The organism is Rhizobium sp. SRDI943, assembly GCF_057653695.1.
This window is the reverse complement of the sequence record NZ_CM172787.1, coordinates 1,812,384-1,831,874: the sequence shown is the minus strand read 5'-3', so window position 1 is coordinate 1,831,874 and position 19,491 is coordinate 1,812,384. Positions and strand designations below refer to the sequence as shown.

20 protein-coding genes and 1 pseudogene are annotated in these 19,491 nt (G+C 61.9%); 2 read left to right on the top strand and 19 right to left on the bottom strand.

Annotated features, from left to right (window positions below; genetic code table 11):
* Positions 1–347: 347 nt before the first annotated feature.
* Genes ntrC through dusB form a run of 3 tightly spaced genes read right to left on the bottom strand, consistent with a single transcriptional unit; the run spans position 348 to position 3,963 of the window.
* Positions 348–1,799, bottom strand: coding sequence for a nitrogen regulation protein NR(I) (ntrC, locus tag AC245Y_RS09650; RefSeq protein ID WP_012757342.1), 1,452 nt, complete (start codon positions 1,797–1,799; stop codon positions 348–350).
* Positions 1,796–2,950, bottom strand: coding sequence for a two-component system sensor histidine kinase NtrB (locus AC245Y_RS09645; protein WP_017993999.1), 1,155 nt, complete (start codon positions 2,948–2,950; stop codon positions 1,796–1,798). Before AC245Y_RS09645 ends, ntrC begins: the two co-directional genes overlap by 4 nt.
* Complete coding sequence (dusB, locus tag AC245Y_RS09640; RefSeq protein WP_017993998.1) at positions 2,947–3,963, bottom strand: tRNA dihydrouridine synthase DusB; 1,017 nt, start codon at positions 3,961–3,963, stop codon at positions 2,947–2,949. Before dusB ends, AC245Y_RS09645 begins: the two co-directional genes overlap by 4 nt.
* A gap of 137 nt (positions 3,964–4,100) precedes the next feature.
* Between dusB and AC245Y_RS09635 the strand changes: the two genes are divergently transcribed.
* Together AC245Y_RS09635 and AC245Y_RS09630 are read left to right on the top strand one after the other, a co-directional pair.
* Positions 4,101–5,318, top strand: coding sequence for a bifunctional 2-C-methyl-D-erythritol 4-phosphate cytidylyltransferase/2-C-methyl-D-erythritol 2,4-cyclodiphosphate synthase (locus tag AC245Y_RS09635; protein ID WP_017993997.1), 1,218 nt, complete (start codon positions 4,101–4,103; stop codon positions 5,316–5,318).
* Complete coding sequence (locus AC245Y_RS09630) at positions 5,315–5,818, top strand: CinA family protein (protein WP_017993996.1); 504 nt, start codon at positions 5,315–5,317, stop codon at positions 5,816–5,818. The genes AC245Y_RS09635 and AC245Y_RS09630 overlap by 4 nt, the downstream gene beginning before the upstream one ends.
* An 11-nt stretch (positions 5,819–5,829) precedes the next feature.
* On the opposite strand, the gene AC245Y_RS09625 is transcribed toward AC245Y_RS09630, so the two are convergent.
* The 16 genes and pseudogenes from AC245Y_RS09625 to AC245Y_RS09550 form a co-directional block, all read right to left on the bottom strand.
* A complete protein-coding gene (locus tag AC245Y_RS09625) occupies positions 5,830–6,285 on the bottom strand; it encodes a type II toxin-antitoxin system RatA family toxin (protein ID WP_017993995.1) in 456 nt (151 codons plus the stop codon).
* 9 nt (positions 6,286–6,294) lie between these two features.
* Positions 6,295–6,682, bottom strand: a pseudogene (locus tag AC245Y_RS09620) (P-loop NTPase family protein); the annotation flags it as partial.
* 36 nt (positions 6,683–6,718) lie between these two features.
* Positions 6,719–7,258 (bottom strand): P-loop NTPase family protein, encoded by a 540-nt coding sequence (locus AC245Y_RS09615; protein WP_017993994.1) that lies wholly within the window; start codon positions 7,256–7,258, stop codon positions 6,719–6,721.
* A 229-nt stretch (positions 7,259–7,487) separates the two neighbouring features.
* A complete protein-coding gene (gene lipA / locus AC245Y_RS09610) occupies positions 7,488–8,459 on the bottom strand; it encodes a lipoyl synthase (protein ID WP_012757334.1) in 972 nt (323 codons plus the stop codon).
* Positions 8,460–8,506: 47 nt separating this feature from the next.
* Positions 8,507–8,755 (bottom strand): GlsB/YeaQ/YmgE family stress response membrane protein, encoded by a 249-nt coding sequence (locus AC245Y_RS09605; protein ID WP_003539331.1) that lies wholly within the window; start codon positions 8,753–8,755, stop codon positions 8,507–8,509.
* Between the two features lie 37 nt (positions 8,756–8,792).
* The gene (locus AC245Y_RS09600; RefSeq protein ID WP_003539329.1) at positions 8,793–9,047 is read right to left on the bottom strand and encodes a GlsB/YeaQ/YmgE family stress response membrane protein; all 255 of its coding nucleotides are present in this window, start codon (positions 9,045–9,047) and stop codon (positions 8,793–8,795) included.
* A gap of 119 nt (positions 9,048–9,166) precedes the next feature.
* On the bottom strand, positions 9,167–10,633 hold the full coding sequence (lpdA, locus tag AC245Y_RS09595; protein WP_017993993.1) for a dihydrolipoyl dehydrogenase: 1,467 nt from the start codon (positions 10,631–10,633) through the stop codon (positions 9,167–9,169).
* A 16-nt stretch (positions 10,634–10,649) separates the two neighbouring features.
* Complete coding sequence (locus AC245Y_RS09590) at positions 10,650–11,231, bottom strand: GNAT family N-acetyltransferase (RefSeq protein WP_017993992.1); 582 nt, start codon at positions 11,229–11,231, stop codon at positions 10,650–10,652.
* Between the two features lie 2 nt (positions 11,232–11,233).
* Positions 11,234–11,875 carry an SGNH/GDSL hydrolase family protein gene (locus tag AC245Y_RS09585; protein WP_017993991.1) on the bottom strand — a complete coding sequence of 214 codons (642 nt, stop codon included), beginning with the start codon at positions 11,873–11,875 and terminating at the stop codon, positions 11,234–11,236.
* A 19-nt stretch (positions 11,876–11,894) separates the two neighbouring features.
* On the bottom strand, positions 11,895–13,259 hold the full coding sequence (locus AC245Y_RS09580) for a pyruvate dehydrogenase complex dihydrolipoamide acetyltransferase (RefSeq protein WP_017993990.1): 1,365 nt from the start codon (positions 13,257–13,259) through the stop codon (positions 11,895–11,897).
* 15 nt (positions 13,260–13,274) lie between these two features.
* Positions 13,275–14,666, bottom strand: a complete 1,392-nt coding sequence (locus AC245Y_RS09575; protein WP_017993989.1) for a pyruvate dehydrogenase complex E1 component subunit beta — start codon at positions 14,664–14,666, stop codon at positions 13,275–13,277.
* 15 nt (positions 14,667–14,681) lie between these two features.
* On the bottom strand, positions 14,682–15,728 hold the full coding sequence (pdhA, locus tag AC245Y_RS09570) for a pyruvate dehydrogenase (acetyl-transferring) E1 component subunit alpha (RefSeq protein WP_012757327.1): 1,047 nt from the start codon (positions 15,726–15,728) through the stop codon (positions 14,682–14,684).
* A gap of 145 nt (positions 15,729–15,873) precedes the next feature.
* Positions 15,874–16,194 carry an FtsB family cell division protein gene (locus AC245Y_RS09565; RefSeq protein ID WP_012757326.1) on the bottom strand — a complete coding sequence of 107 codons (321 nt, stop codon included), beginning with the start codon at positions 16,192–16,194 and terminating at the stop codon, positions 15,874–15,876.
* Positions 16,195–16,331: 137 nt separating this feature from the next.
* The gene (eno, locus tag AC245Y_RS09560; RefSeq protein ID WP_017993988.1) at positions 16,332–17,606 is read right to left on the bottom strand and encodes a phosphopyruvate hydratase; all 1,275 of its coding nucleotides are present in this window, start codon (positions 17,604–17,606) and stop codon (positions 16,332–16,334) included.
* A gap of 137 nt (positions 17,607–17,743) precedes the next feature.
* On the bottom strand, positions 17,744–18,589 hold the full coding sequence (gene kdsA / locus AC245Y_RS09555; protein ID WP_017993987.1) for a 3-deoxy-8-phosphooctulonate synthase: 846 nt from the start codon (positions 18,587–18,589) through the stop codon (positions 17,744–17,746).
* Positions 18,586–19,482 carry a VOC family protein gene (locus AC245Y_RS09550; RefSeq protein ID WP_026157343.1) on the bottom strand — a complete coding sequence of 299 codons (897 nt, stop codon included), beginning with the start codon at positions 19,480–19,482 and terminating at the stop codon, positions 18,586–18,588. Before AC245Y_RS09550 ends, kdsA begins: the two co-directional genes overlap by 4 nt.
* Positions 19,483–19,491: the final 9 nt, after the last annotated feature.

Here is a 19,491-nt window from a genome sequence, read left to right as displayed (position 1 = left end):
GAATGATGAGATTCGGAACGGAGAGGCAACATGCGATTGGAATCTGCGACATTATCGCCCGCTGATTGATCACGTCATCCACCGGATGTCCACAGCTTATCCACAGGCACGGCGACGACGTTCGCAGCAACTTCAATGACATTCACCCGGCGTCACATCACTCCTCACAAATGCTTATGTGACTGTTGAATGACACCGCATCTTTGTTTGTCTGCTTGGATATAAACCGCAACTTGGCTCAGATAGGCTCACCTCTCCTCCCGACCGTGGCGGCGGACGCCGGGAGGGTGGGCGGTGGGCAAACATGAGGGCCCGCCGCCTTCTTTTCATCGCGCCCCCGAACAGGCTCAGGCGGTGCGAGAACTCCTGTAGACCGAGACGCCAAGTTCCCTGATCTTCTTGCGCAAGGTGTTACGGTTGAGACCGAGAAGATCGGCCGCTTTGATCTGGTTGCCGCGCGTCGCCGTCAGGGCGGCGAGGATCAGCGGATATTCCATTTCGGTCAGCACGCGATCATAGAGGCCGGGCGGCGGCAGATTGTCCCCGAAGCCTGCGAAGTAGCTGCGCATGTTCTCTTCGACGGCTTGCGCGATCGTCATCGAGCCGCTGCGCATCGGCCCCTTGTCGATCGGGCTGTCGGGCACGTCGGAGCGAAGTTCCGCGTCGATGATCTCGCGGGTGATCACATCCTGCGGATAGAGCGCCATCAGGCGGCGGATGAGGTTCTCTAGTTCGCGGACGTTGCCCGGCCAGGCATAGGCCTTCATCAGTTCGAGCGCTTCCTGATCGAAGCGCTTGGAGCCGAGACCTTCCTTTTCCGCCTGCTGGATGAAATGGCGCACCAGATCGGGAATGTCCTCGGCGCGGTCTCGCAGCGGCGGCAGGCGCAGCGGCACGACATTGAGGCGGTAATAGAGATCTTCGCGGAAAAGGCCCTGGTTGATCGCCTGCTTCAGGTCCTTGTTGGTGGCGGCAACGATGCGCACATCGGTGCGGATCGGCGTGCGGCCGCCGACGGTGGTATATTCGCCCTGCTGCAGGACGCGTAAGAGCCGCGTCTGGGCGTCCATCGGCATATCGCCGATCTCGTCGAGGAAGAGCGTGCCGCCTTCGGCCTGCTCGAAGCGGCCGGTCGAGCGCGTCTGCGCGCCGGTGAAGGCGCCCTTCTCATGGCCGAAGAGTTCGGATTCGATCAGGTCACGCGGGATCGCCGCCATGTTGATTGCGACGAACGGGCCGTTGCGGCGCTTGCCGTAATCATGCAGCGCGCGGGCGACGAGTTCCTTGCCGGTGCCGGATTCGCCGGTGATCATCAGCGTCAGGTCGGTCTGCATCAGTCGGGCGAGCACGCGATAGATTTCCTGCATCGCCGCCGAGCGGCCGACGAGCGGCATGCCGTCCTGCATGTCGTCTTCGAGTTTGGCGGGCTTGCGCTTCGGCTCGGAGAGCGCCCGGCCGATGATGCCGATCAGCTCGGTGAGGTCGAAGGGCTTCGGCAGATAATCGTAAGCGCCCTTCTCCGAGGCCTTGATGGCGGTCATGAAGGTGTTCTGGGCGCTCATGACGAGGACCGGCAGGTCGGGCCGCGCCTTCTTGATGCGCGGCAGCAGATCAAAGGCGTTTTCGTCGGGCATCACCACATCGGTGACGACCAGATCGCCCTCACCTGCCGAAATCCAGCGCCAGAGGGTAGCGGCGTTGGAGGTGATACGGACGTCATAACCGGCGCGGCTCAAAGCCTGGTTGAGCACGGTCCGGATGGCCGCATCATCATCTGCAACGAGGATCGTGGCTGTCATCGAGAAGGTCCTGTCGAGCTTGCTATAGAGGCGTCTTCAAGCGAGGCGTCCTTCGACGCCGGCATGAGAACGCGGAATGTCGTGCGGCTGTTCTGGCTGTCGCATTCAATGATGCCGCCGTGATCGCCGATGATCTTGGCGACCAGCGCCAGGCCGAGGCCGCTGCCGTTCGGCTTGGTGGTGATGAAGGGATCGAAGAGATGCGGCACCAGATCGAGGGGGACGCCGGGGCCGTTGTCATGGACGCAGAATTCCAGCGGCAGCGAGATCTTTTCACGCGTGCCGGCGACCGAAAGACGGATGCCAGGGCGATAGGCCGTCGTCAGCATGATTTCGCCGTCCGACCGATCGCCGACCGCTTCGGCGGCGTTTTTCACCAGATTGAGGAAGACCTGGACGAGCTGGTCGCGATTGGCATAGACGGCCGGCAGCGAGGGGTCGTAACTCTCGGTGACGCGAATGTTGCGGGCAAAACCCGCCTTGGCGACCGCCTTCACATGATCGAGCACGGAATGGATATTGACCGGCATGCGGTCGACAGGGCGTTCGTCGGAAAAGACTTCCATCCGGTCGACCAGCGAAACGATGCGATCGGTCTCGTCGCAGATCAGCCGGGTCAGCGCACGGTCCTCATCGACCGCGGACTGTTCGAGCAGCTGGGCAGCACCCCGTATGCCGGAGAGCGGGTTCTTGATCTCGTGCGCCAGCATCGAGGCAAGGCCGGTCACCGAGCGGGCGGCGGCGCGATGCGTCAGCTGCCGGTCGATCTTGTCGGCCATCGAGCGTTCCTGAAAGACGATGACGACGGCGCCGGGCTCGCTGAGCACCGGGGCGACGTAGAGATCGACGAGCTTGTCCTGGCCGAGGCGGGGCGAACTCAGGTCGACGCGATATTCGTTGACCGGCGCCTTGCGCTCGCGCACCTGGTCGATCAGGGCAAGCAGCGGGCTGCCGAAAGGAATGAAGGTCGAAATCCGGTAACGCGCCAGATGCGAGGCGCTGGCGCCGAAGAAGGCCTCCGCCTCCCAATTGGCGAAAACGACGAAGCCGGATTCGTCGACCATGATGACGGGGTTCTGGATGGCGTTCAGCACGGCCATGGCGACGGTCCCGCCGGCGTGATCGGACGGAGATGTCATATCCTTCATCATGCCGCCTCCCGGCTGTCGACAACACTGGCCGCAAGCGCATCGTAAAGGCGCGCGGCCACCTCGTGCGGGTCGCGCGAGGTCATGATCTCCGCCTTTTCAGCGCCTGACAGATCAGGCGCGAAACGCTGGAGATACCAGCCAAGGTGCTTGCGGGCGTGGCGGATTGCCACCGCCTCGCCATAGAAATCCAGCATCATCCGGTAATGCTCGACGGCAATCTCGGCGATCTCCTGCGGTAGCGGCTCGGGCGCTCCCGATATGACACCGGCATGCCACGGCCTACCCTGGCAGCCCCTGCCGATCATCACGGCATCGGCGCCGGAGCGGCGCAATATTTCCTGCGCGTCGCCTGCGGTTTCGACATCGCCATTGGCGATCAGCGGAATGGAGATCACCTCGCGGACGGCGCGGATCGCATCCCAATCGGCGCGGCCTTCATAGAATTGCATGCGGGTGCGCCCATGAATGGTCACAAGCTGGATGCCCGCCGCCTCGGCGCGGCGGGCGATATCAGGCGCGTTGATCGAATTCTCATCCCAGCCAAGGCGCATCTTCAGCGTCACCGGAATGTCGACGGCCTTGACCGTCGCCTCGATGAGGCCGAGCGCGTGATCGGGATCGCGCATCAGCGCCGAGCCGGAATAACCGCCGATCACTTTCTTTGCCGGGCAACCCATGTTGATGTCGATGATATCGGCGCCGTGATCGGCGGCGATCTTGGCCGCCTCCGCCATCCAGTGCGCCTCGCGCCCGGCAAGCTGCACCATATGCGGCCGGAAGCCCGCAGCGCTGAGCCGCGACCAGGATTCGGCCGTGTCGTTGACCAGTTCGCGGCTCGCCACCATCTCGGTGACGACGAGGCCGGCGCCGAAGCGCCAGGCAAGCTCGCGGAAGGGCATATCCGTGACGCCGGACATCGGCGCCAGTACAACGCGGTTCCGCACGGACACGGGTCCGATTTGGAAAGGCGCTGCGAGGTCCTTGGAAATCAAATGATTATCTTTCGGGCACACAATAGAACTGCATTATTTTTAGCCACTATTCTCTGGCTTGCCAAGGGCGGGAATTGATATTTTTCGGGCAGATGCTGGAAAAGGCCAAAGCAAGACGGTAGAGCACTCGGGTCAATTCCGCATAATTTAGGGGATTTATGCTGCAAATGCCTTCTAAGCAACCGATATCGGCTGGAATTGTCATAGTGGCCGCCGGCCGCGGCGAGCGCGCAGGATCATCCAAGGAAGGCCCCAAGCAGTATCGCATGATCGGCGGCAAGCCGGTTATCGTGCATACGCTTGAAAACTTCATGACATGGGAAGCGGCAACTGAGATCGTCGTCGTCATCCATCCCGATGACGAGGCGCTGTTTGCGAGAGCCTTCCGCCACATCATCTCGGCAACACCGATCGAAACGGTGCATGGGGGTGCGACTAGGCAGCAATCCGTGCTTGCCGGCCTCAGATACCTCAAGGACAAGCAAATCAGCCATGTGCTGATCCACGATGCCGTTCGGCCGTTCTTCGACCATGATCTTCTTGATCGTATTGCCGAGAGCCTTGATGCTGGCGCGCAGGCGGTCCTGCCGGCGATCCCGGTCACCGATACGCTAAAACGCGCCGACAGCGCCGGCACTGTGCTGACGACTGTTTCACGCGAGCATCTCTACGCGGCGCAGACCCCGCAATCCTTCGCCTTCGAAACGATCCTCGATGCGCATGAGAAGGCGGCGGCAAGCGGAAGAAGCGATTTCACCGACGATGCCTCGATCGCCGAATGGCTGGGCATTCCGGTGACGATCGTCGAGGGCACGGCCGACAACGTCAAGCTGACGGTCAAGAACGATATCGCCATGGCCGACGACAAGCTGTCGACGTCGCTGCTTCCGGACGTGCGTACCGGCAACGGCTACGACGTGCACCAACTGGTAGCGGGCGATGGGGTGACGCTATGCGGCGTGTTCATTCCGCATGACCAGAAGCTGAAAGGACACTCGGATGCCGACGTCGCGTTGCATGCGCTGACGGACGCGCTGCTTGCCACCTGCGGCGCTGGCGATATCGGCGATCATTTCCCGCCGTCCGACCCGCAATGGAAGGGGGCGCCTTCGCGGATCTTCATCGAGCATGCCGCCGCAATCGTGCGCGAGCGCGGCGGCACGATCATGAATGCCGACGTCTCGCTGATCGCCGAGGCGCCGAAGGTCGGGCCGCATCGCGACGCCATGCGGGAAAAAATGTCGGATTATCTCGGCATCGATATCGACCGTTGCTCGGTCAAGGCGACGACCAACGAGACGATCGGCTTCGTCGGCCGGCGCGAAGGCATCGCGGCGATCGCCACGGCGACCGTCGTCTATCGCGGGAGGAAATGATGAGCCTTTTTCCCGACGATATCCTTTCGGCGGCGGAGACGATCATCCGTGACTTCACGGCCGCAGGGCTGATGGTCTCGACCGCCGAATCCTGCACCGGCGGGTTGATCGCCGGGGCGCTGACGGAGATTTCAGGCTCGTCCGCCGTCGTCGACCGCGGCTTCGTCACCTATACGAATAGCGCGAAGATCGAGATGCTCGGCGTGCAGCCGGAAACCCTGCTGCGCTTCGGGGCGGTCTCCGAGGAAACGGCGCGGCAGATGGTGCATGGCGCCCTCTTCCGCTCACGCGCCGAGATCGCCGTTGCCGTCACAGGCATTGCCGGCCCCGGCGGCGGATCGGCGGAAAAGCCGGTCGGCCTCGTGCATCTCGCCGCCAAATCGCGCGACGGCGCGCTCATCCATCGAAAGATGCTCTATGGCGATATCAGCCGCAGCGAGGTTCGGCTGGCGACGATCAGGACGGCGCTGGAAATGGTGCGCTCGCTCCTTGCTGCCTGACGCCGGTTCGCTCATCGGGCCGGCGTGTAGATCCTGTTTGCGCGCGTCTCGAAGGCTTCGGTGAACATGCGGAAGGCGCGGTCGAACATCGAGCCCATCAACGCACCCAGGATGCGGCTCTTGAACTCGTAATCGATAAAGAAATCGACGGTGCAGCCGCCAGACGGCGTCTCGGCAAAGTGCCAGCGGTTGTCGAGATATTTGAACGGGCCATCGATATATTTGACCTCGATGACGTGTTCGGCCCGGTTCAGCAGCACCTGTGTCGTGAAGGTCTCGCGGATCGCCTTGTAGCCGACCGTCATGTCGGCAACGAGCAGGATCTTGCCGTCGCGCTCCTTGCGGCTCCGGATGGCGAGCGCTTCGCAGAGCGGCAGGAATTCCGGATAGCGCTCGACATCGGCGACGAGGTCGAACATCTGCTCGGGCGTATGCGGGACGGGACGGTGCGTTTCGAATTGCGGCATAATCGGCAATTAATCGGGCCGGCCGAGAAGATCAAGAAGCTCGCGCATCTGGCGGCGGGATTTTAGCTGAAGAACCGGTACATCGGGACCATGTGCGGCGATGCCCGCGACGAGGCGCGGCGCGAATTTCTCCTCGAAGGTCCAGATGAAGCGGAGGAATTCCAAATCGATCTTCTCGATACAGCCCGGCGCCATTTCGGGGCGAGTGCGGCCGATCCATTTCGCCCACCGGCTGATTGCGCCCCAGATGCAGAGAAGCCGTGGCATGCGGACCCAGACGACGAAATCGGTGCGCGGCAGCCGAATGTCTAGGGAAGACGGGCGTGCCGTCCAGAATCCAACGTTCTTCGAGGATCCGGCTGACGATGATATTTCTCTGCTCGGCCCTCGCGCGCACTCCCTCGAGCCAGACGTGCGCTTCGCCGGTATGCTCCTAAGCGCCAGGAGCGGCGAACCGGCTAGCTGCTTTGCGCGATCTTATGATGACGGTGGAATTTGCAAGGCCGAACTCATGCAATGCGGCCTCGATCTTCGGGGCGGCACGCCTTTCGAAATTCCAGATATAGCCGACCATGTCGGACGTCAGCCGCTCCGGGCAGCCTTCGGGCATTTCAGGGCGGCTACGACCGAAATACCGAATCGCGCGCGAGATCGCTCCCAACGGGCAGGCCGTTCTTGGAAGCCTGAGCCAGATCACCAGATCCGCCCTCGAAAGACGCAGACGAAACGAGCCGAGGCCAGTTCCATCCATGATCCACCTCTCCTGCGCCACGACCTCCAATATCAGCCGATCGATGTCGCTGCGATCCCGCTTCCTCCAGCCGGGAAGCCAATAGAAATCGCGATCCATCGAGATATAGGGAAGATCGAGCGAGGTCGACAGCGCCCGTGCAAGCACGCTCTTTCCACCACCGGGGCAGCCAATCACCAGAATGCGTTTCGCATGCCGGAGCATTGCTCCGTCGACGGGCATGGCCGCAACTCCCATGAAAAACCGCTGCGAAAATCCCCGCGGCTCAGCCTGCTGATAAAATCGGCCATTCCTCTTTCGTCATGCTCGGGCTTGTCCCGAGCATCTGCAACCGGCGCAGCAGATCCTCGGCACAAGCCCGAGCATGACGTCGAGTCAAGATCGAGGTTTGCCAACAAACTGAACTGCGGCGAAAATCGCCGCTGCCGACACAAAAAGCAAGTGCCGGCGCTTACTCGGCGGCGATCAGCAGCTTCTTTTCGCGCGCAGCTCTCAGCCGGGCAAAGTCGTCGCCGGCATGGTGGGAGGAGCGGGTCAGCGGGCTCGAGGCGACCATCAGGAAGCCCTTGCTGTAGGCGACCGTCTCATACGACTTGAACTCGTCGGGGGTGACGAAGCTTTCGACCTTGTGGTGCTTCCGGGTCGGCTGCAGGTATTGGCCGATCGTCAGGAAATCGACATCGGCGGTGCGCAGATCGTCCATCAGCTGCAGCACTTCGTTTCGCTCTTCGCCGAGACCGACCATGATGCCCGATTTGGTGAACATGGTGGGATCGAGTTCCTTCACCCGCTGCAGCAGGCGAACGGAATGGAAGTAACGGGCGCCGGGGCGAACCGTCAGATAATTGCCAGGCACCGTTTCCATATTGTGGTTGAAGACGTCGGGCTTGGCGGCGACGACGCGTTCCAGCGCACCCGGCTTCTTCAGGAAGTCGGGCGTCAGGATCTCGATCGTCGTCATCGGCGAGGCGGCACGTATTGCCCAGATCACCTTTTCGAAGTGTTCGGCGCCGCCGTCCTCCAGGTCGTCACGGTCGACCGAGGTGATGACGACGTGGCTGAGGCCCATCTCCTTGACCGCCTTGGCGACATTCTCCGGCTCGGCCATGTCGAGCGCATTCGGCTTGCCGGTGGCGACATTGCAGAAAGCGCAGGCGCGGGTACAGATCTCGCCCATGATCATGAACGTCGCGTGCTTCTTGTCCCAGCACTCGCCGATATTCGGGCAGCCGGCCTCCTCGCAGACGGTGACGAGCTTGTGCTCCTTCACGATCGCGCGCGTCTCGGCATAACCCTTGGAGGTCGGCGCCTTGACGCGAATCCAGTCCGGCTTGCGCATGACTTCCGTGTCCGGCCGATGCGCCTTCTCCGGATGCCGCACGCGCTTGGCGTCGGGATTGATCGTGTCGAGGATGGTCACCATTGCAGTTTCAGCCTTCTACCGCCCTATGCGGCAAATCTCATTCGGATCTAGCGCCGCACCAACCGCGCAAGGAATATCAACAAGCAGGCGCCGAGGAAACCCGTCACGAAGTAGCCGAGCCGGCCGCCGACCACCTCGAGATGAAACTGCGCGAGGATGGCGCTTGCGACGACCGAGCCAACGATGCCGAGCACGATATTCAGGAAAATCCCGTATCGCGCTTCCATCAGCTTGCCGGCGAGCCAGCCTGCAAGCCCGCCGATGATGATTGCCGAAATCCAGCCGACGCTTTCCATGCCTTCGCCTACCCTCAAGTTGGCCCTCAGTTACGCTTCAAGCGACCGCTCTCGCGATCAGAACCACGATAATGGCGCCGACCGTGGCGTGGATGATCTGCACCACCAGCGCATTTTCAATGCCCAGCGAAATGCCGAGCGCGCTGAACAGATAGCCGCCGACGAAGGCGCCGATGATGCCGCTCAGCAGGCATCTTATCAGCCCGCCGCCACCGACGACCAGGCTTGCGAGGAAGCCTGCAACCAGGCCGATCAGCAAAAATACCAGCAACGCCTGCGTCTCCATAGACATGATGATTTCCTTTCGTTTTTTCCACCCCAGCGGAGTGGCTTTCCACTCCGGGGGGATGGATTCTCCACCCCGGCGGGACGGCTTTGCCGCCCTGAGATAAAGGGCGGATTGGGAAATTATCAAGCGTTCAGCACGCGACCGTAAGCATCGAGCACCGCTTCCTTCATCGATTCCGACACGGTCGGATGCGGGAAGATCGTGTGCATCAGTTCTTCCTCGGTCGTCTCGAGGTTCATCGCAACGACGAAACCCTGGATGAGCTCGGTGACTTCGGCGCCGACCATGTGGGCGCCGAGCAGTTCGCCGGTCTTCTTGTCGAAGATCACCTTCACCATGCCCTGGTCTTCGCCGAGCGCGATCGCCTTGCCGTTCGCTGCGAAGGAGAAGCGGCCGACGCGGATGTCACGGCCCTGCTCCTTGGCTTTCGCTTCGGTGATGCCGACAGAGGCGACCTGCGGATTGCAATAGGTGCAGCCCGGGACCTTGCCCTTGTCTGTGGGATGAACGTTCGGGAGGCCGGCGATCTTTTCGACGCAGACGACGCCCTCATGTTCTGCCTTGTGCGCCAGCATCGGCGGGCCGGCGACATCGCCGATCGCATAGATGCCCGCGACATTGGTCTTGCCGTAGCCATCGATGACGACGCAGCCGCGGTCGGTCTTGACGCCGAGTGCCTCGAGGCCGAGGTTTTCGATATTGCCCTGAACGCCGACGGCCGAAATCAACCGGTCGGCAGTGATCTGCTGCACCTTACCATCGGTCGTCTCGACATGAGCGGTGACGCTGCCGGCGCCCTTCTCGACCTTCGAAACCTTGGCGCTGGTGAAGATCTTGAGGCCGCGCTTTTCAAGCTGCTTGCGGGCGATCGCCGTGATCTCGGCATCCTCGACCGGCATGATGGTCGGCATGACTTCGACGACGGTCACATCGACGCCCATCGAGCGATAGAAGCTGGCGAATTCGATGCCGATCGCGCCCGAGCCCATGACGATCAGCGACTTCGGCAGCACATCCGGCTTCAGCGCCTCGAAATAGGTCCAGATCAGCTTGCCATCCGGCTCGATGCCGGGCAGCGCGCGCGGGCGGGCACCGGTGGCAATGATGATGTGCTTGGCGGTATAGGTGCCCTCGCCGCTCTTGACGTTCTTCGGCAGCGGATGCTGCGGCTCGACGACGGCCTTCGACGACTTGCCGACGACGATCTCGCCCGCCTGGGTCCCGGTCGAAGCCTTGGTGATCTTTGCCTCGCCCCAGATGATGTCGATCTTGTTCTTCTTCATCAGGAAGCCGACGCCGGCATTCAGACGGGCGGAGACGGCGCGCGAGCGGCCGACGACGGCCTTGGCATCCGGCTTGACCGTGCCTTCGAGAACGAGGCCGAAATCCTTGAAGTGATTGGCGTGGTCGAGCACCTCGGCCGAGCGCAATAGCGCCTTTGTGGGTATGCAGCCCCAGTTCAGGCAGATGCCGCCCATATGCTCGCGCTCGACGATCGCGGTCTTCAGGCCGAGCTGGCTGGCGCGGATGGCGGCGACATAGCCGCCGGGACCCGAGCCGATGATGATGACGTCGTAGGATTCAGCCATGTGTTTCCTGCCTTTGTTACGCTGCGCTGCGGGTCATGAGCACCCACGCATGTCTCTTGCTGCTTTCGAAGAGCGGCACGGCATCGGCGCGCGCAGCCTCCAGGAATCCGTTTCTTCCATAAAGCGACAAAGCCGCTTCATTGTCGCTGGCGGTGATCAGGCTGACGGGCCGCCGATCGGCCCTTTCGATCTGATCGTCCAGCAGCCTGCGTCCGATGCCGATGCCGCGCAGGTGGCGATAGACGCCAAGACTGCCGATGAACCAGCTTCCGACCACCGTTTTCTGCAAGGCGAGCATCGGTGCGGTCGCCGGAATCGTCGCCTCGATATCGCCTATCCCCTCACCCAGCGCATGGCGGATCGCCACACCAGCGACCTCGCCATAGGCCTCGGCAATGACGGCATCCGGCCAACTGCCGACAGCTTCCTCCTCGCTCATCTTCAGCCGGCCCCGCTCCAGCGGCGTGTCGCTCACGCCGTTTTCCACACCGGCAAACCAGAGCCAGGAGGCAAAACCGCGCGATGCGATATCCGCCAGAATCGCCAGCTCCGAGGCATCCCGCCGTGAGGCCTGCCGGAGGGCGATGAAGGAGGCCATGGTCAGATCCCCAGCATCATCCGCACGATCGACTCCAGCCCGCGGCCGAGCCCACGCGTATTCTCCGCATCGAGATGAATGCCATCGATCGGCGTGGTTTTGGCGACCGAATTGCCGTCGAAGAAGCCACAACCGAGTTCGTCGGCAAGGTCACGATAAAGCGTTGCAAGTTTTGCCGATTCCTCGATGCCGCCGGGAAATGATGCTGCGAAGGGCACATTGCCCGTCGCGCGGATCGCCGGCGGCGCCACGATCAGGATCTCCGGCCCATCGAATTCGAAGGGCCAGGCATGATTGCGGATCAGCCGCACGAGCCGGCTGATGCCTTGGCATGCGGCAAAGGCGGAGCCTGCCACAACCGGCTTCATGTCATTGGTGCCGAGCAGAAGGATGACGAGGTCGAGCGGCGCATGCGTCTGCAGGATCGTCGGCAGGATGCGTGCACCGTTGCGGTCGCAATCGGCGAGATGGTCGTCGAAAGCGGTGGTGCGACCGTTCAAGCCTTCGGCGATGATACGCGCGTCACCGCCGAGCGCTGCCTGAAGCACGCTCGGCCAGCGATTCTTGTATTCATGACGGCCGATCGTCTCGGCGTCATAACCCCAGGTCAGCGAGTCACCATAGCAAAGAACGGTCCTGGTCATTTCCGCCTCCGCGACGCTATCAGACAAGCATGCCCATCGGGTTCTCGATGTAGCCCTTGAAGGCCTGGAGCAGCTCGGCGCCGAGTGCGCCATCGACGCAGCGATGGTCGGTCGAGAGCGTGACTGACATCACGGTGGCAATCGCCATTTCGCCCTTCTTGACGACGACCCGCTGTTCGCCGGCGCCGACCGCGAGGATTGTCGCATGCGGCGGGTTGACGACGGCTGCGAAATTCTTCACGCCCATCATGCCCATGTTCGAGACCGAACTGGTGCCGCCCTGATATTCCTCAGGCTTCAGCTTGCGGTCCTTGGCCCGCTTGCCGAGATCGCGCATCTCGTTGGAGATCGTCGACAGGGTCTTTTCCTCGGCCTTGCGGATGATCGGGGTGATCAGGCCGCCGGGGATCGAGACAGCAACGCCGACATCGGCGTGCTTGTGCTTGACCATGTTGCTGTCGGTCCAGGAGACGTTGGCATCCGGAACGTCGCGCAGCGACAGCGCCATGGCCTTGATGACCATGTCGTTGACCGAAAGCTTGTAGGCCGGAGCGTTGTCCTTGCGCGGAGCCGCATCGTTCAGCTGGGCGCGTAGCGCCAGCAACGCATCGAGCTCGCAATCGACGCTGACGTAGAAATGCGGGATCGTCTGCTTGGATTCGACCAGGCGCCTGGCGATCGTCTTGCGCATGCCGTCATGCGGCACGAGCTCGTAGGAGCCAGGTTCGAAGAGCTTGAGCACGGCTTCTTCGGACGCGCCCTTCGGTGCAGCGGCGGTGGGAGCCGGAGCTGCGGAGGCTTGCGGAGCGGAAGCAGCAGCGGCCGGGGCTGCGGCCTTGGCGCCGCCACCGGCAACGGCGGCTTCGATGTCGCTCTTGACGACGCGGCCGTGCGGGCCGGAGCCTGCGACTGCCGCAAGATCGATACCCGCTTCCTTGGCCAACCTGCGGGCAAGCGGCGAAGAGAAGGTGCGGCTGCCATCAGGTGAAGCTGAGGCGGTTGCGGCGGCGGCTACAGGTGCCGCAACCGGAGTAGACTGGGCCGCAGCCGGTGCAGCTTCGGCCTTCGGCGCGGCTGCACCGTCAGCTTTCGGCGCCGGGGCGGCGGAACCCGCAGCGCTTGCGGCAGCGGAGACATCCTCACCATCGGCGGCGAGAACCGCGATCAGCGCATTGACCTTGACGCCTTCGGTGCCGGCGGCAACGACGAGCTTGGCGACCGTGCCTTCATCGACGGCTTCGACTTCCATCGTCGCCTTGTCGGTCTCGATCTCGGCGATCACATCGCCAGACTTGACCTTGTCGCCTTCCTTGACCAGCCATTTGGAAAGATTGCCTTCCTCCATGGTCGGAGAGAGGGCGGGCATCGTGATATTGATCGGCATCGAAACACCCTCCCCTTATTTGTAGCAAACAGCCTTCACCGCATCGACCACTTCGCCGACGTTCGGAAGGGCGAGCTTTTCGAGATTGGCGGCGTAAGGCATCGGGACGTCCTTGCCTGCGATCGTCAGGATCGGCGCATCGAGATAGTCGAAGGCCTGCTGCATGACGCGGGTGGCGATTTCGGTGCCGACTGATGATTGCGGATAACCTTCCTCGACGGTGACCAGACGGCCGGTCTTCTTCACCGATTCGATGACAGTCGGCAGGTCCATCGGGCGGATAGTGCGAAGGTCGATCAGTTCGACATCGATGCCGAGCTTTTCGAGTTCGGCGACAGCCTTGATCGCATAGGTCATGCCGATGCCGAAGGAGACGACGGTGACGTCCTTGCCCGGACGATGGATGCGGGCCTTGCCGATCGGCAGGACGAAATTGTCAAGCTTCGGCACATCGAAGTGCTGGCCGTAGAGAATTTCGTTTTCGAGGAAGATGACCGGGTTCGGATCGCGGATCGCAGCCTTCAGCAGGCCCTTGGCATCAGATGCCGTGTAGGGCATGACGACCTTCAGGCCGGGAATGGCGCTGTACCAGGCTGCATAATCCTGGCTGTGCTGGGCGCCGACACGGGCCGCTGCACCATTCGGGCCGCGGAAGACGATCGGAGCGCCCATCTGGCCGCCGGACATATAAAGCGTCTTGGCAGCGGAGTTGATGATCTGGTCGATCGCCTGCATGGCGAAGTTGAAGGTCATGAACTCGACGATCGGGCGAAGGCCGGCCATGGCTGCACCGACGCCGACGCCGGCAAAGCCATGCTCGGTGATCGGCGTATCGACGACGCGGCGGGGGCCGAATTCCTGCAGCAGGCCCTGCGTGACCTTGTAGGCGCCCTGATATTCGGCGACTTCCTCGCCCATGACGAAGACGTTTTCGTCGGCGCGCATTTCCTCGGCCATGGCGTCACGAAGCGCTTCGCGCACGGTCGTCGACACCATTTCGGTGCCGGCCGGGATTTCCGGATCGTTCTGCACCTGGGCTTTCGGCTCGGCCGAAACGGGCGCGGATGCCGGAGTTGCGGCAGCCGGCTTTTCCTCCTGCGCGGCCTGCGGTGCAGCAGCCGGCGCTGCTGCCGGAGCGGACGCAGACATGTCGGATGCGGATTCACCGTCCTGCAGGAGAACGGCGATCTTGGCGTTCACCTTGACGCCTTCGGTTCCGGCAGGAACCAGAAGCTTGCCGATGACGCCTTCGTCAACGGCTTCGACTTCCATCGTCGCCTTGTCGGTTTCGATTTCGGCAATCACGTCGCCGGAGGTGACCTTGTCACCTTCCTGCTTCAGCCATTTGGACAGTGTGCCTTCTTCCATGGTCGGAGAGAGGGCGGGCATGAGGATATCGATAGGCATGGGTTCCCTCCCCGATTAGAGCAGAATGTCGGTATAGAGCTCGGATGCATCCGGCTCCGGATCGGCCTGGGCGAAATCGGCGCTATCGGCGACGATGTCGCGAACATCCTTGTCGATCGCCTTCAGATCGTCTTCGGAAGCCCAGCCCTTTTCGACGAGGCGTGCCTTGACCTGTTCGATCGGGTCATGCTCGGAGCGCATCTTCTGCACTTCGTCCTTGGAGCGATACTTCGCCGGGTCGGACATCGAGTGACCGCGATAACGATAGGTCAGCATTTCGAGAATGATCGGACCCTTGCCGGAACGGCAATGCTCGAGCGCCTCGTCGGCGGCCGCCTTAACGGCGCGGACGTCCATGCCATCGACCTGAATGCCGGGGATGCCGAAACCGGATCCGCGAAGCGAGTAATTCGACTGCGCGGTGGCGCGGGCAGTCGAGGTGCCCATGGCGTAACGGTTGTTCTCGACGATGTAGACGATCGGCAGCTTCCAGAGAGCAGCCATGTTGAAGCTCTCGTAGACCTGGCCCTGGTTGGCAGCGCCGTCGCCGAAATAGGCGATGGAGACATTGTCATTGCCGCGGTAGCGGTTTGCGAAGGCAAGACCCGTTCCGAGCGAGACCTGGGCGCCGACGATGCCGTGACCGCCGTAGAAATGCTTCTCTTTCGAGAACATGTGCATCGAGCCGCCCTTGCCGTGGGAATAGCCGCTGCGGCGCCCGGTCAGTTCCGCCATGACGCCACGCGCTTCCATGCCGGTTGCCAGCATATGACCGTGGTCGCGATAGGCGGTGATGACCTGGTCGCCATCCTTCTGCGCCATCTGCATGCCGACGACGACAGCTTCCTGACCGATGTAGAGGTGACAAAAGCCGCCGATGAACCCCATGCCGTAAAGCTGGCCGGCCTTCTCCTCGAAGCGGCGGATCAGCAGCATCTCGCGATAGGCCTTCAGCTCTTCATTGCGATCGAAGTCGGCTACCGGGCCTCCATTCGATGCTTTGGCTGCCGGTTTTGCTGCAGTTTTGCGGCTGGAAACGGTCGCGGTCTTTCGCGGCGCCATTCAACCCTCCCTATGGGTTTGTCGTTTCTTGGTGGCGCGTACCATAGGGAAGAAATATGAGCACAGCAATGCCATAATTGCATGGCTCGTATTCGGTGCTAAATTATTGGAAAAACATTGAAAATTCCAATTAACCTGTTTCCGGTTAATTGGAATAATGATTGAATACGACGATCTCGTCGGCGCGCGACATGTTGAGCTGATAACGCGCTTTTTCGTCCAACATATCCTTATCGAGCGACCCGTCACTCAAGAGCGCGACCTGATTTTCCAGATGTTCGCGCTTCGCCTTCAAGATCGCAAGCTCTTTTTCACGCGCGACACGCTGATGCTCGAACGTCTCCGTTGCGCGCAGGCCGTAATCGCCATGGATGCAATGATAACCGAAATAGGAGAGGAAGGCGACCGTCATGGCCGGAATGACGAAGCGACCGATCTTTCTCTTCTTATGATGCTTTGTCCACATACACGCATGCTCTTGAACGCATTACCAATTCGTTCAATCTAACGTGCAGAGATTAACCGTTCGTTGACTCTAAAAAACGGGCAACAAAAAACCCGCGCCGGGAAGGCGCGGGTCAAGCCGTTGAAAATCAGATCCGATCAGCCGCGAACGATCGAGCGGCCTGCATACTGGGCCTGCGGGCCGAGGCCCTCTTCGATACGGATCAGCTGATTGTACTTGGCAAGACGGTCGGAGCGCGACAGCGAGCCGGTCTTGATCTGACCGCAGTTGGTGGCGACCGCGAGATCGGCGATGGTCGAATCTTCGGTCTCGCCGGAGCGGTGGGACATGACGGCGGTATAGGCCGCCTTGTGTGCCGTGTTGACGGCATCGAGCGTTTCCGTCAGCGTGCCGATCTGGTTGACCTTGACGAGGATCGAGTTGGCGACGCCCATGCGGATGCCGTCGCGAAGACGGGCGGAGTTGGTGACGAAGAGATCGTCGCCGACGAGCTGGGTCTTCTTGCCGGCCAGGTCGGTCAGCGTCTTCCAGCCGTCCCAGTCGTCTTCGGCCATGCCGTCCTCGATCGAGATGATAGGATAGTTGGCGGCGAGCTCGGCCAGGTACTCGGCCATGGCGCCGGATTCCAGCGTGCGGCCCTCACCTTCGAGAACGTATTTGCCGTCCTTGAAGAATTCCGTCGAGGCGCAGTCGAGGCCGAGGCACATGTCGTCGCCCGGCTTGTAGCCGGCTTTCTCGATCGACTTCATGATGAAGTCGAGAGCTTCCGGCGCGCTCTTCAGGCCCGGTGCGAAACCGCCTTCATCGCCGACATTGGTGTTGTGGCCCTGTGCGGCAAGTTCCTTGCGCAGCGTATGGAAGACTTCCGAACCCATGCGCACGGCTTCGGCGATCGAATCGGCGCCGACCGGCAGGATCATGAATTCCTGGAAATCGATCGGGTTGTCGGCATGGGCACCACCATTGATGATGTTCATCATCGGCACTGGCAGCAGGCTGGCGGAAGCACCGCCGACATAACGGTAGAGCGGCAGGCCGGACGCCTGGGCGGCAGCCTTGGCGACGGCGAGCGACACGCCAAGGATGGCGTTGGCACCGAGGCGCGACTTGTTCGGCGTGCCGTCCAGCTCGATCATGATGTTGTCGATCTGGATCTGGTTTTCGGCATCGATGCCGCCGATCGCGTCGAAGATCTCGGTGTTGGCGGCTTCGACCGCCTTTTCGACGCCCTTGCCGAGATAGCGCTTGCCGCCGTCACGCAGTTCGACCGCCTCATGCGCGCCCGTCGAGGCGCCCGAGGGAACGGCCGCGCGGCCCATGCTGCCATCTTCGAGATAGACATCGACTTCGACGGTGGGGTTGCCACGGCTATCGAGAATCTCGCGGGCGATGATATCGGTGATTGCAGTCATGGGTTCTTCCTGCTCGGTGGGTGATAAATGGTTCGAAACCTGTCTTAGTCGAAGGCGTGCAAATTACAATGCTGCAATAGCCGTCGGACCAGCGTTCGGATGTGGCCTATAGCACGATCATGTCAGACTGTTGAACGTCAAGCCTTGGCGACCGCATCGAAGGCGAGCAGCTTTTCGAGAAGCCGCGGCATGTCCTTGAGATAGACCATGTTCGGGCCGTCGGAAGGGGCATTGTCGGGGTCCTGATGGGTTTCGACGAAGACGCCGGCAATGCCGGCAGCCACCGCTGCGCGCGCCAGTGTTTCCACGAATTCCCGCTGACCGCCGGAGGATTCGCCCTGCCCGCCCGGCTGCGCCACGGAATGGGTCGCATCGAAGATAACGGGCGCACCCATCGCCGCCATGATTGGCAGCGAGCGCATGTCGGAGACCAGCGTATTGTAGCCGAATGAGGCGCCGCGCTCGCACAGCAGCACGTTCGGATTGCCGCTGGCATTGAGCTTCTTAAGGACGTTCTTCATATCCCAGGGAGCGAGGAACTGGCCCTTCTTGACATTGACGACGCGGCCGGTCTTGGCGGCGGCGATGAGAAGGTCGGTCTGGCGGCAGAGGAAGGCCGGGATCTGCAGGACGTCGACGATCTTTGCCACCTCCGCGCATTGCTCGGCGGTATGAACGTCGGTCAGGACGGGAAAACCGAATTCCTTCTTGAGGTCGGCAAAGACCTCCATGCCCTTCTCGATCCCGATACCGCGTTCGGCCGACAGCGAGGTCCGGTTCGCCTTGTCGAAGGAGCTCTTGTAGACGAGGCCGATGCCGAGCTTTCCGCAAAGCTCCTTCAGCGTGCCGGCAACCATGAAGGCGTGGTCGCGGCTCTCCATCTGGCAGGGACCGGCAATCAGCGACAGGCGGCCGGTATTGGAAAAGGTGACCTGGCCTTGGCCTTCGCCGACCCTGACTTCGGAATTCGTATCAGTGCTCATCGTGTTTCCTCGAAGGCGAAGAGCGTGCCCTGCCCGGGCGCGGGCTTCACCAGAATGCGATTGTTCTTGCGCGTGTATGTCACCCCGTTAGCAGCCAAATGCGCTTCTGTCACGGCAAGATCGGCGACAGCGAAGAGGATTGCCCGGCCGCGCAGGCCGCGATCTGCGGATGAGTCGGCGATGTCGAAATAGGCCTCCAGCCCTTCCCGCGTCATCAGGCTGATTTTCGCATTCGATGCCGCGATATTGGCGCCGAAACCGGTTTTCTCGACTGCCGATTGCGCCACGGCAAGGCTGACGAAGGCTGCGAAGGCGGCAGCATCAGGCGCGCAAAGCGCTATCTCGACTATGCCGGTCACGCCATTGGCATGCGTCTCCAGCGCGGCGCGCTCGGCCGGTAGCGGATTGACGCGCTCGACGGTGAAAAGCAGGAGATCCGGCGCGCGCAGGTCGGCGGCGAAAGCCAGCTTGAAGCCGGCAATCGTCTCGGAACCGTCCGGCATCGTCATCGGCCGGGTGAACTGCAGCATCTCGCCGGCGCTCGATCCGTTGCCGACGAAATTCTGATGATCGATGCCGGCATCCTTGCTGCCGAAAGCCAGCCCCGAAAGCCCCTCCTCGCCACAGCGGAAACGGACGGCCTGGTTGCGGGCAGTGAAGACATTGCCTTGGCGCGCCGATGCCTCGCTCTCCTCGACGCTCGCAATCCCGAGTGGCTCCAGATAGGTCTTGTCGGCAAAAAAGACGCAGGCGTTTTCCGTTCCGAAGGGATGGCGCGCATCGGCGGCAACGGTGAAGCCGAGCTTGCCGAGCCTCTCGCGCGCCAGATCGATATTGACGACCGGCAGCACGACATGATCCAGCGGGTGCGGTTTGGCGGAATGCTCGTTCATCATATCCCT

What these genes read in the sequence shown, in the direction of transcription:
- AC245Y_RS09585 (WP_017993991.1), bottom strand. Translation starts at nt 11,875, where the DNA reads ATGACCAGGACCGTTCTTTGCTATGGTGACTCGCTGACCTGGGGTTAT.
- AC245Y_RS09600 (WP_003539329.1), bottom strand. Translation starts at nt 9,047, where the DNA reads ATGTCTATGGAGACGCAGGCGTTGCTGGTATTTTTGCTGATCGGCCTG.
- AC245Y_RS09550 (WP_026157343.1), bottom strand. Translation starts at nt 19,482, where the DNA reads ATGAACGAGCATTCCGCCAAACCGCACCCGCTGGATCATGTCGTGCTG.
- AC245Y_RS09575 (WP_017993989.1), bottom strand. Translation starts at nt 14,666, where the DNA reads ATGCCTATCGATATCCTCATGCCCGCCCTCTCTCCGACCATGGAAGAA.
- AC245Y_RS09580 (WP_017993990.1), bottom strand. Translation starts at nt 13,259, where the DNA reads ATGCCGATCAATATCACGATGCCCGCCCTCTCTCCGACCATGGAGGAA.
- lpdA (WP_017993993.1), bottom strand. Translation starts at nt 10,633, where the DNA reads ATGGCTGAATCCTACGACGTCATCATCATCGGCTCGGGTCCCGGCGGC.
- eno (WP_017993988.1), bottom strand. Translation starts at nt 17,606, where the DNA reads ATGACTGCAATCACCGATATCATCGCCCGCGAGATTCTCGATAGCCGT.
- pdhA (WP_012757327.1), bottom strand. Translation starts at nt 15,728, where the DNA reads ATGGCGCCGCGAAAGACCGCGACCGTTTCCAGCCGCAAAACTGCAGCA.
- AC245Y_RS09565 (WP_012757326.1), bottom strand. Translation starts at nt 16,194, where the DNA reads ATGTGGACAAAGCATCATAAGAAGAGAAAGATCGGTCGCTTCGTCATT.
- AC245Y_RS09615 (WP_017993994.1), bottom strand. Translation starts at nt 7,258, where the DNA reads ATGCCCGTCGACGGAGCAATGCTCCGGCATGCGAAACGCATTCTGGTG.
- AC245Y_RS09625 (WP_017993995.1), bottom strand. Translation starts at nt 6,285, where the DNA reads ATGCCGCAATTCGAAACGCACCGTCCCGTCCCGCATACGCCCGAGCAG.
- AC245Y_RS09635 (WP_017993997.1), top strand. Translation starts at nt 4,101, where the DNA reads ATGCTGCAAATGCCTTCTAAGCAACCGATATCGGCTGGAATTGTCATA.
- ntrC (WP_012757342.1), bottom strand. Translation starts at nt 1,799, where the DNA reads ATGACAGCCACGATCCTCGTTGCAGATGATGATGCGGCCATCCGGACC.
- AC245Y_RS09645 (WP_017993999.1), bottom strand. Translation starts at nt 2,950, where the DNA reads ATGATGAAGGATATGACATCTCCGTCCGATCACGCCGGCGGGACCGTC.
- AC245Y_RS09590 (WP_017993992.1), bottom strand. Translation starts at nt 11,231, where the DNA reads ATGGCCTCCTTCATCGCCCTCCGGCAGGCCTCACGGCGGGATGCCTCG.
- lipA (WP_012757334.1), bottom strand. Translation starts at nt 8,459, where the DNA reads ATGGTGACCATCCTCGACACGATCAATCCCGACGCCAAGCGCGTGCGG.
- AC245Y_RS09630 (WP_017993996.1), top strand. Translation starts at nt 5,315, where the DNA reads ATGATGAGCCTTTTTCCCGACGATATCCTTTCGGCGGCGGAGACGATC.
- kdsA (WP_017993987.1), bottom strand. Translation starts at nt 18,589, where the DNA reads ATGAGCACTGATACGAATTCCGAAGTCAGGGTCGGCGAAGGCCAAGGC.
- AC245Y_RS09605 (WP_003539331.1), bottom strand. Translation starts at nt 8,755, where the DNA reads ATGGAAAGCGTCGGCTGGATTTCGGCAATCATCATCGGCGGGCTTGCA.